The sequence below is a fragment of the Pseudomonas sp. HMSC065H01 genome (assembly GCF_001815235.1).
Classification (GTDB): Bacteria; Pseudomonadota; Gammaproteobacteria; order Pseudomonadales; family Pseudomonadaceae; genus Pseudomonas; species Pseudomonas aeruginosa.
Genome location: NZ_KV819854.1, coordinates 22,299 through 31,061, shown reverse-complemented (window position 1 = coordinate 31,061; position 8,763 = coordinate 22,299). Strand labels below are relative to the sequence as shown.

The window sequence follows — 8,763 nt, the reverse complement described above, 5'->3', positions numbered from 1 at the left end:
AACGCGGCCATCGAGGCGGCCCGCGCCGGCGACGCCGGCCGCGGCTTCGCGGTGGTCGCCGACGAAGTGCGCAACCTCGCCCGGCGCACCCAGGACTCGGTGGAACAGATCCGCGGGGTGATCGAAGGCCTGCAACAGGGCACCCGCGACGTGGTCGACGCCATGCATGGCAGCCATCGCCAGGCCCAGGGCAGCGTCGAGCAGGTGGATGAAGCGGTGGCCGCGCTGCAACGGATCGGCGAGGCGGTGACGGTGATCAACGACATGAACCTGCAGATTGCCAGCGCCGCCGAGGAACAGAGCTCGGTAGCCGAGGAGATCAACCGCAATGTCGCGGCGATCCGTGACGTCACCGAGTCGCTGTCAAGCCAGGCCGAGGAATCGGCCCAGGTCAGTCAGTCGCTGAACCGCCTGGCCAACCACCAGCAGGGCCTGATGGAACAGTTCAAGGCCTGACCGTTCACGGCCTGAATAGCGCCGGGGGGCCGTAGGTCCCCCAGATCGCCAGGCGGGCCAGCGAGCGCAGCCAGCCACGCAGACGCGCCGGGGCTCCCGCCTCGGCCACCTTCGCTGCCGCTGTCCCGGCCTGTCTCGGCTCGCCGCGCTCGCTGCGCAACGCGTTTTCCACGGCCTGCTCGTAGCGAGCCTGCGCGGGTAACCGCGGCGACCGCCCCTCCTCTCGCTGTCCACTGGACTCGCCCAACAGGAACACCAGCACCGGCAGCATCAGCGCCCAGCGCCAGCGGCCCGTACCCGTCCGCCGTTTCATCGTCCAAGACCTCCTTGCAAGAAGCCCGGGATGCTAGGGAAAGCGCAGGAGGAAATCTTGCCGGGACTGTCGGCAAATGGTGAAGAACTGTTAAGCCCTGGCGGCGCGGCCGCTCTTCTGCAACGGCAACTCGACGCTCACCCGCAGGCCGCCCAGCGGGCTGTCCTCGAGACTCAGGCGGCCACCGCAGGCCTCGGCGATGTCGCGCGCGATGCCCAGGCCCAGGCCATGGCCGCTGACCTGCTCGTCGAGCCGGGTACCCCGCTCGAGCACCGCCTGGCGCTGGTCGGGGAGGATGCCGGGGCCGTCATCGTCGACCTTCAGGCGGACCATGCCCTCGCCCTGCGCGACAGTCAGGCGGACTTCGCTATCGGCCCACTTGCAGGCGTTGTCCAGCAGATTGCCGAGCATCTCCAGCAGGTCCTCGCGGTCCCATGGCAGGCGCAGCCCCGGTGGCGCGCTCCAGCTCACCTGCAGGTGCGGGCCGTGGATCAGGCGCAGGGTGTCGCACAGCGACGGCAACTCCTCGGCGCAATCGAAATGTGCGCCAGGCAGCGCTTCGCCGACCAGGCGGGCCTTGCCCAACTCGCGACCGAGGCGCTGCTGGATCTGTTCCAGCTGTTCGCGCAGGACCTGTTGCAACTCCGGCTGGCGCGCCATCTCCTCGCGCTCGGCGAGGCTGACCAGCACCGCCAGCGGCGTCTTCAGGGCGTGACCGAGGTTGCCCAGGGCGTTGCGCGAACGCTTCAGGGTCTCCTCGGTGTGCGCCAGCAGGTGGTTGATCTGCTCCACCAGCGGCTCCAGTTCCTCGGGAGCCTGGTTGTCCAGTTGGCTACGCTGGCCCTGCTGCAGCTGGGCGATTTGCAGGCGCACCTCCTCCAGCGGACGCAGCGAACGACGCACGGTCAGGCGCTGCAACAGCAATACCAGGAGCAGCGCCAGGGCGCCGGCGCCCAGACCCATCCACTGCACACGGGCGAAGCTTTCCAGGATCGGCGTATAGTCCTGCGCCACCACGATCCGCAGCTTCTGGCCCATGCGCTTGTAGTGGCCGCGGAACACCAGCAGTCGCTGCTCCTCGGGCCCATCGACCAGGCCCTGCACCAGCCCTTTCTTGTGCGGCACTTCCAGCTCGCTGTCCCACAGGGAGCGTGAGCGCCAGGTGTCCTTTTCCAGCTCGATGACGAAATAGCGCCCGGAATACGGGCGCTGGAACGCCGGGTTGAGGCGTTGCTCGTCCAGTTGCATGCCGTTCGGCCCGCGCACCATGGCCACCAGCAGGTTCTCCGCCTCCTCGCGCAGATTGCCGGCGAAATAGCGCCGCAGGCCCTGGTCGAACAGCCACAGGCCGGTCTGCGCGAGGACCAGCCCGACCACCAGCAGCACCGCGAACAGGCCGACGCTCAGGCGCCGCTGGATCGACCTCATCCGGCGGCCACCCCGGCGTAGCGGTAGCCCTGGCCACGGCGGGTCTCGATCACCTCGCGGCCGAGCTTGCGCCGCAGGTGGTTGACGTGGACCTCGATGACGTTGGAATCGCGTTCGGTCTCGCCGTCGTACAGATGCTCGGCCAGGTGCCCCTTGGACAGGACCTGGCCGGGGTGCAGCATGAAATAGCGCAGCAGGCGGAATTCGGCGGCGGTCAGGTCGACGTCGGCGCCGTTCAGGCACACGCACTGGCGCTGCTCGTCCAGGCGCAGCCCGGCGGCCTCCAGCTGGCTCTGGTTGGCCAGCCCATGGGCGCGGCGCAACAGGGCCTGGATGCGCAAGGCCAGCTCTTCCGGATGGAACGGCTTGGTCAGGTAGTCGTCGGCACCGGCCTTGAGCCCATCGATGCGTTCGGCCCAGGAACCGCGCGCGGTGAGGATCAGCACCGGAGTCGCGAGTCCCAGCCCACGCCACTCCTGGAGTATCTCCAGGCCGGGACGCCCGGGCAGGCCGAGGTCGAGGATGATCAGATCGTAGGGCTCGCTGGCGCCCTGCACCGCCGCGTCGCGGCCGTCGGCCAGCCAGTCCACCGCGTAGCCCTGGCGGGTCAGGCTGGCCATCAGTTCGTCGGCCAGGGGAACGTGATCCTCAACCAGCAGCAACCGCATCAGTCGTCTTCCTCGTCCTTCAGGATGCGGCCGTTGCGGGCATCCAGTTCCAGTTCACGCACGACGCCGTCGCGGGTGAGCAGCTCCACCTCGTAGACATACACGTCGTCTTCCTCTTCCAGCTCGACCTCCAGCAGGCGCGCCCCGGGGTAACGCCCCAGGGCTTCCTGCATGAGGGATTCGAGCGGCTGTATCACACCGTCCTGGCGCAGGCGCAGGACCTCGTCCTGGTCCAGGTCGCGCGCCATCGCTTCGAGGCTGATGACCGCCAGGACCAGTGCGACGATCCCGGCGTAGCGCATGAGCCACTTCATCAGTCGTCCTGGTGGTCCTTGAGCACGGCGCCGGTAGCGGCATCCAGCTCCAGGTCCCATTTCACGCCCTGCGGGTCGCGCAACTCGACCTGGTAGATATAGCGGCCGTATTCCTCTTCCAGCTCGGTATCGTGGACGCTCGAGCCGGGATGCTTGGCGATGGCGTTCTTGTTCAGCTCTTCGAAGGACTTGATGGTCCCGGCGTCACGCAGCTTCAGCGCCTCGTCCGGGCCGAGGTCGCGGGCCTGGGCCAGGCCGGCAGTCAGGGCGATGGCGGTGGCGGCGAACAGGGCAGTCAGTTTCTTCATGGGAATCTCTCCGTGGGAATCAATCGTGTTGCTTTCGACGGTTTGCAGATTAACCGGGCGCTCTTAATTGAAGCTGAATTTGCCGCAAGGACATGGCCGGGGCGCGCCATAGGGTAACGGAAAGCCTCTGCGATGGGGCTCGCCGGCGTTCGAAAGCGCTTGGTCCTGCGACAACTCGTCCTATAATCGCCGGTCCGCAAGGGAGAAGACCAGCATGCCAGCCATCCAGATCAAGTCCCCCGCACTGACCCTCAAGGCCGGTCGCCGCGCCCTCGCCCGCATTCGCGAGCGCGGCCTGCAGCCGGCCGACGTCGGCATCGTCCCCGGTGCCGCCGGCGGGCCAAAGGCGCTGGGCATCCAGGGACTGGACCTGGCGATCTTCGGCGAGTGGCTGCCGCGCGCCCCGCGTGAACGCTCGCTGATCGGCGCCTCCATCGGTTCCTGGCGCTTCGCCAGTGCCTGCCTGCCCGACGCCGTGGCCGGCCTCACCCGCCTCGGCGAGCTGTACACCCGGCAGCGTTTTCCCAAGGGCGTGAGCATCGCCGAAGTCTCGCGCAAGTGCGCGGCGATGCTCGACGACCTGCTCGCCGGCCAGGACGCGCGGATCCTCGACAACCCGCTGTACCGCCTCAACGTGGTGGTGGTGAAGAGCCACGGGCGCCTCGCCCACGACCACAAGGCCAGCCTCGGCCTGGGGCTGTCCTCGGTGATCCGCGACAACCTGATCGGCCGCCGCCATCTGCACCGCCACTTCGAACGGGTGATCCTGCATGACGCCCGCCAGGCGCCGCCGCTGGCCGCGCTGACCGACTTCCCGTCGCGCTACCTGCACCTGGACGGCGGCAACCTGCGCCAGGCGCTGCTCGCCTCCGGCTCGATCCCGATGGTCATGGAAGGCGTCCGCGACCTGCCTGGCGCCGGCCCCGGCACCTACCGCGACGGCGGCCTGCTCGACTACCATCTCGACCTGCCCTACGAGGACCGCGGCGTGGTGCTCTACCCGCACTTCACCGACAAGGTGATCCCCGGCTGGTTCGACAAGGGCTTGCCCTGGCGCCGTGGCGACGCCGGGCGCCTGCAGGACGTGCTGCTGCTGGCGCCGTCGCGCGAGTACCTGGCGCGCCTGCCGCACGCCAAGCTGCCGGACCGCAAGGACTTCACCCGCTACCTCGGCGACGACGACGGCCGCGAGCGCTACTGGCGCCAGGCGATGGCGGAAAGCCGCAGGCTCGGCGACGAATTCCTCGAACTGGTCGACGGCGGCCGGCTCGGCGAACGCCTGCAAGCGCTGGACTGAGCCGCCACCGACGAGAAGGATCCTGCATGAAACTGGCCGTAGCGCTGATCCACGGCATCGGCGACCAGCCCGATAGCCGCGACGAGGACGGTCTGCACAGCTACGCCCGCGAACTGGTGGCGGCGCTGCGCCGACGTCTCGGCGCGGAAGCCGGCGAGGTGGCCTTCCAGAGCCTGTACTGGGCCAGCGTACTGGACGCCCGCGAGCTGGACTACCTCAAGCGCATCGAGCGCGAGCCGCTGGGCTGGCGCTGGCTGCGCCGGGCGGTGACGCTATTCCTCGGCGACGCCAGCGGCTACCGCAAGGTCAGCGCCGCCTACGACACCACCTACCAGCAGGTCCACCAGCACGTGCGCAGCGGGATCATGGCCCTGCGCGCGAAAGTCGGGCCGCAGACGCCGCTGGTGATCCTCGCCCACTCCCTGGGCGGGCACATCGTGTCCAATTTCATCTGGGACCAGCAGAAACTCAACCGCACGCCGAGTTGCTCGATCGACCCCTTCCTCGGCCTGGAAACCCTGGCCGGGCTGGTCACCTTCGGTTGCAACATCCCGCTGTTCACCTTCGCCTACGAGAAGGTCTGTCCGATCCGCTTTCCCGGCCACTGCCTGCCCCCGGCCATCCGCCAGCAGGCACGCTGGCTGAACGTCTACGCGCCGGCCGATCCGCTCGGCTATCCGCTGCGGCCGTTGCAGAACTACGCCGCGGTCGTCCACGAGGACCTCGCCCTGCCGGTCGGTCCCTGGTACAAGCGGCACACCCCGTTGAGCCACATGGAGTACTGGAACGATGCGCGCTTTCACGATTACCTGGCGGACTACCTGCGCCGCCTGTTGGCTGCTGGCCTCGAGCCTGCCGGCGCTGGCCGCGCCCTCCCCGCAGGCGAGCCAGGAGATCGGCCGCTTGCTGAGCTTTGTTGAAGACAGCGGCTGCACCTTCATCCGCAACGGCAGCGAATACCCGGCCGCGGAAGCCCGCGCCCACCTGCAGAAGAAGCTCGACTACCTGGAGCGCAAGGATCTGGTCGCCAGCAGCGAGGACTTCATCGAGCGCGCCGCGACCCAGAGCAGCCTCAGCGGCAAGCCCTACCAGGTGCGCTGCGCCACGCAGACGCGCAACTCCGCCGACTGGCTGAACCAGGAGCTGCGGCGTCTGCGGCAAGCCCCCTGATCAACCGGGATGGCCGTCGACCCGCGGACGACACAGCATCGGCGCATAGAACCAGGCGAACAGCAGGAACGCCAAAGCCCACAGTCCGCCTGCCAGGGGCAGCGCCCAGTTCGCCGGCAACAGGCTGGGCAGGAACACCCGCGCCGCGCAGCCGAGATTGAGCAGGGCGAAAGCCCAGGGCATCGCTGCCGGCGGTTGCAGCGCGCGACCGGTATGGCCGAGAGTGACCCGTGCCAGCATCGCCAGGATCAACCCGCCCATGCCGCCCACCGCCAGCGCGTGCAGCGCCTGGCTCGGCGCCAGCGCCAGGCCCAGGCTCCAGAGCGCCATGCCAAGCGGCGCCACGGCGATCCAGAAATATGCCAGGTGCAGAGACCAGAGCAGCGGCACCTGCCAGATGCCGCGATCGCGCCAACGCCACAGGCGCCACAGTTGCGCACCACCGAGGGCGGCGAACAGTCCTGCAAGCCAGGGCGTCGGCTGCGTCGTGACGCCCGCGGCGGTGAGCAGCGCCACCAGCACGCAGCCCAGCAGGATGCCATTGTCCAGCCAGGCGATCGCCGGCACCTGCTGCTGACGGCCGAGACCGCGCTGGGTGAAGAACGGGATCACCCGCCCGCCGATCAGGTTCATCATCCCGGCGATCAGCCATAGCGCGGCGATGGAGGCACGCCGTTGCCAGTCGTCATTGCCCTCGAACAGGCCGAGCAGGACCAGGGCGTCGGCCAGGGTCAACAGCAGCAACAGGCCCACCACCGGGTAATTGCGCTTCTGCCGCACCCGCCACAGGCTGCGACCGATAGCCCAGGCCAATAGCGGCAGGAAGCTCAGTTGCAGCACCAGCAGCAGCGCCAGCGGCGCATCGAATAGCCAGGCCAGGCGCGCCGCCAGCCAGAGCCCGGCGAGCAGGGCCAAGGGTTTGCCCTGCAGGCCGGGTACGCCGGTCCAGGTCTGCACGGCGGTCAACAGGAAGCCGGCGATGATCGCCACGCCGAAACCGAAGAGCATTTCGTGACGATGCCAGGCCAGCCAGCCACCGACCGGTTGCCAGCCGCTCCAGAGCCCGGCCAGCGCCGCTAGCCAGAGCGCGATGGCGAGGACCGCGAACAGCGCGCCGCCGAGGAAGAACGGGCGGAAGCCCAGGCGCCAGATCGGCGGTATGGCCATCAGCCTGGAACGATCAAGCACTTGCACAGCAGACCTCCCAACCGGGTCGACGCATGCGGAACAGCGCGCTCAGGCGCATCACGTAGCCAATCTTCAACAGGGTCGGGCCGAGGATCACCAGCGCATGGGAAAACACCAGCGCCGGCATGTTCAGGTAGCGGTCGAGGAAATAGGCGGCGATCACGCCGGCGACGAGCAGCGCCAGGCCGGCCGCCAGCAGCCCGTGACCGATCCGCAGCACCCGCCGTGGACAATCGAACAGAGCGTTCATCTCGATCTCCTTTTTCCGAAAAAGGGCCGACGCACCTCGCGCCGGCCCGTCGCTTCAGGCGTCCAGCGCGGCGGCCGGACCGAAGAACTCGTAGTGGCATTGCTGCGAGGGTACGCCGAGGTCGGCCAGGTGGCGCTTGACCTGCGCCATGAAAGGCCGGGGTCCGAGGAAGTAGGCGTCCAGGTCGCGCTCCTGCGGCAACCAGTCGGCCAGTTTCTCGCGGCTCAGCAATCCCTCGGCGTCGGCACTGTCGCCGGCGCGCGGTTCGCTGTAGCAGAAGAAGTGCTCGACCTGCTCGTGCTGCGCCGACACGTCTTCGATCCAGTCGCGGAAGGCATGCACGCCGCCATGCCGGGCGCAATGGATGAAGCGGATCGGCCGCGCCTGCGGCAGCGCTTCCTGCAACATGGCCAGGGCCGGGGTGATGCCGACGCCGGCGGTGATCAGCACCAGCGGCTTGTCGCTGTCACGCAGGACGAAATCGCCAGCCGGCGGAAACAGATCCAGCTCGTCGCCCTCGGCGACCCGGTCATGCAGGTAATTGGAGACCCGTCCACCCGCCTCGCGCTTGACGCTGATGCGGTATTCGCGGCCGTTGCTGGCAGCGGAAAGCGAATAGTTGCGGCGCACTTCCTCGCCGTCGATGTCCAGCCGCAGGCCGATGTACTGTCCCGGCTGGAACGCCAGCAGCGGCTGGCCGTCCACCGGCTCCAGGTAGAACGAGGTGATTTCCTCGCTCTCCGCCTGCTTGCGTGCCACGCGGAAGCGCCGCACGCCGCGCCAGCCGCCATCGGCCTGGGCGCTGGCGGCATACACCGACTCCTCGGCCTCGATCAGCAGGTCGGCCAGTTGCTGGTAGGCCGCGCCCCAGGCTTCGAGGACTTCGTCGGTGGCGATCTGTTCGCCGAGGACCTCGCGGATCGCCCGCAACAGGCAAGTGCCGACGATCGGATAGTGTTCGGGCAGCACCTGCAGGGAGACATGCTTGTTCACCACCTTGGCCACCAGCGGGCCGAGTTCCTGCAACTGGTCGATGTGCCTGGCGTACATCAGCACGCCATTGGCCAGCGCCCGCGGCTGGTCGCCGCTGGCCTGGTGGGCCTGGTTGAACAGCGGGCGAACCTCGGGGTACTCGCCGAGCATGGTGCGGTAGAAATGGGTGATCAGCGCTTCACCGCCGGTCTCCAGCAGCGGTACGGTGGCTTTGATGAGGGCACGTTGGGCATTGGACAACATAGATGACTCCTGACGCATGCAAGGTTTTGTTTCACCTCGAAGCATTTCAGGAAGCGTGCCAAGGCAAACTACCAGAATTCACGGGCCTTGCAGGCCGGCATAGGTCATAATGACTGCAACCATTCAGAGTCATTA

At 68.1% G+C, this 8,763-nt stretch carries 12 protein-coding genes; 4 read left to right on the top strand and 8 right to left on the bottom strand.

Annotated features, from left to right (window positions below):
• The coding region (locus HMPREF3014_RS05225; protein ID WP_049262681.1) for a methyl-accepting chemotaxis protein at positions 1–456 on the top strand (456 nt) is incomplete at its 5' end.
• Between the two features lie 4 nt (positions 457–460).
• Here the strand turns inward: HMPREF3014_RS05225 and HMPREF3014_RS05220 are convergent.
• The 5 genes from HMPREF3014_RS05220 to HMPREF3014_RS05200 form a co-directional block, all read right to left on the bottom strand.
• Positions 461–769 carry a hypothetical protein gene (locus tag HMPREF3014_RS05220; RefSeq protein WP_003097699.1) on the bottom strand — a complete coding sequence of 103 codons (309 nt, stop codon included), beginning with the start codon at positions 767–769 and terminating at the stop codon, positions 461–463.
• Positions 770–859: 90 nt separating this feature from the next.
• Positions 860–2,197, bottom strand: coding sequence for a two-component system sensor histidine kinase CarS (gene carS / locus HMPREF3014_RS05215; RefSeq protein ID WP_003090493.1), 1,338 nt, complete (start codon positions 2,195–2,197; stop codon positions 860–862).
• Positions 2,194–2,865 carry a two-component system response regulator CarR gene (gene carR, locus HMPREF3014_RS05210; protein ID WP_003090494.1) on the bottom strand — a complete coding sequence of 224 codons (672 nt, stop codon included), beginning with the start codon at positions 2,863–2,865 and terminating at the stop codon, positions 2,194–2,196. The genes carS and carR overlap by 4 nt, the downstream gene beginning before the upstream one ends.
• On the bottom strand, positions 2,865–3,179 hold the full coding sequence (locus HMPREF3014_RS05205; RefSeq protein WP_003097704.1) for a PepSY domain-containing protein: 315 nt from the start codon (positions 3,177–3,179) through the stop codon (positions 2,865–2,867). Before HMPREF3014_RS05205 ends, carR begins: the two co-directional genes overlap by 1 nt.
• Positions 3,179–3,487: a PepSY domain-containing protein gene (locus HMPREF3014_RS05200; protein ID WP_003090497.1), complete on the bottom strand. Its 309-nt coding sequence runs from the start codon at positions 3,485–3,487 to the stop codon at positions 3,179–3,181. The genes HMPREF3014_RS05205 and HMPREF3014_RS05200 overlap by 1 nt, the downstream gene beginning before the upstream one ends.
• Positions 3,488–3,701: 214 nt before the next feature.
• On the opposite strand from HMPREF3014_RS05200, the gene HMPREF3014_RS05195 reads away from it, so the two are divergent.
• From HMPREF3014_RS05195 to HMPREF3014_RS05185, 3 genes are read left to right on the top strand one after another with little or no spacing between them, the layout of a single operon-like run.
• Positions 3,702–4,784 (top strand): patatin-like phospholipase domain-containing protein, encoded by a 1,083-nt coding sequence (locus tag HMPREF3014_RS05195; RefSeq protein WP_003113385.1) that lies wholly within the window; start codon positions 3,702–3,704, stop codon positions 4,782–4,784.
• 26 nt (positions 4,785–4,810) lie between these two features.
• Positions 4,811–5,704 carry a hypothetical protein gene (locus HMPREF3014_RS05190; RefSeq protein ID WP_003116712.1) on the top strand — a complete coding sequence of 298 codons (894 nt, stop codon included), beginning with the start codon at positions 4,811–4,813 and terminating at the stop codon, positions 5,702–5,704.
• The gene (locus HMPREF3014_RS05185; protein ID WP_003115326.1) at positions 5,688–5,954 is read left to right on the top strand and encodes a YfeK family protein; all 267 of its coding nucleotides are present in this window, start codon (positions 5,688–5,690) and stop codon (positions 5,952–5,954) included. The genes HMPREF3014_RS05190 and HMPREF3014_RS05185 overlap by 17 nt, the downstream gene beginning before the upstream one ends.
• Here the strand turns inward: HMPREF3014_RS05185 and HMPREF3014_RS05180 are convergent, their stop codons facing one another.
• From HMPREF3014_RS05180 to hmpA, 3 genes are read right to left on the bottom strand one after another with little or no spacing between them, the layout of a single operon-like run.
• Entirely contained in the window at positions 5,955–7,148 is a 1,194-nt protein-coding gene (locus tag HMPREF3014_RS05180; RefSeq protein ID WP_003122598.1) for an NnrS family protein, read from the bottom strand. It lies immediately after the preceding gene.
• Positions 7,135–7,392 carry a psl/pyoverdine operon transcriptional regulator PpyR gene (ppyR, locus tag HMPREF3014_RS05175; RefSeq protein WP_003090502.1) on the bottom strand — a complete coding sequence of 86 codons (258 nt, stop codon included), beginning with the start codon at positions 7,390–7,392 and terminating at the stop codon, positions 7,135–7,137. Before ppyR ends, HMPREF3014_RS05180 begins: the two co-directional genes overlap by 14 nt.
• Before the next feature lie 54 nt (positions 7,393–7,446).
• Positions 7,447–8,628, bottom strand: a complete 1,182-nt coding sequence (gene hmpA, locus HMPREF3014_RS05170; protein WP_003113387.1) for an NO-inducible flavohemoprotein — start codon at positions 8,626–8,628, stop codon at positions 7,447–7,449.
• Positions 8,629–8,763 lie beyond the last annotated feature (135 nt).

Bases quoted from the DNA above. Each gene is read 5' to 3' on its own strand.
- HMPREF3014_RS05190 (WP_003116712.1), top strand. From the start codon at position 4,811: ATGAAACTGGCCGTAGCGCTGATCCACGGCATCGGCGACCAGCCCGAT.
- hmpA (WP_003113387.1), bottom strand. From the start codon at position 8,628: ATGTTGTCCAATGCCCAACGTGCCCTCATCAAAGCCACCGTACCGCTG.
- carS (WP_003090493.1), bottom strand. From the start codon at position 2,197: ATGAGGTCGATCCAGCGGCGCCTGAGCGTCGGCCTGTTCGCGGTGCTG.
- HMPREF3014_RS05200 (WP_003090497.1), bottom strand. From the start codon at position 3,487: ATGAAGAAACTGACTGCCCTGTTCGCCGCCACCGCCATCGCCCTGACT.
- HMPREF3014_RS05195 (WP_003113385.1), top strand. From the start codon at position 3,702: ATGCCAGCCATCCAGATCAAGTCCCCCGCACTGACCCTCAAGGCCGGT.
- HMPREF3014_RS05220 (WP_003097699.1), bottom strand. From the start codon at position 769: ATGAAACGGCGGACGGGTACGGGCCGCTGGCGCTGGGCGCTGATGCTG.
- carR (WP_003090494.1), bottom strand. From the start codon at position 2,865: ATGCGGTTGCTGCTGGTTGAGGATCACGTTCCCCTGGCCGACGAACTG.
- ppyR (WP_003090502.1), bottom strand. From the start codon at position 7,392: ATGAACGCTCTGTTCGATTGTCCACGGCGGGTGCTGCGGATCGGTCAC.
- HMPREF3014_RS05205 (WP_003097704.1), bottom strand. From the start codon at position 3,179: ATGAAGTGGCTCATGCGCTACGCCGGGATCGTCGCACTGGTCCTGGCG.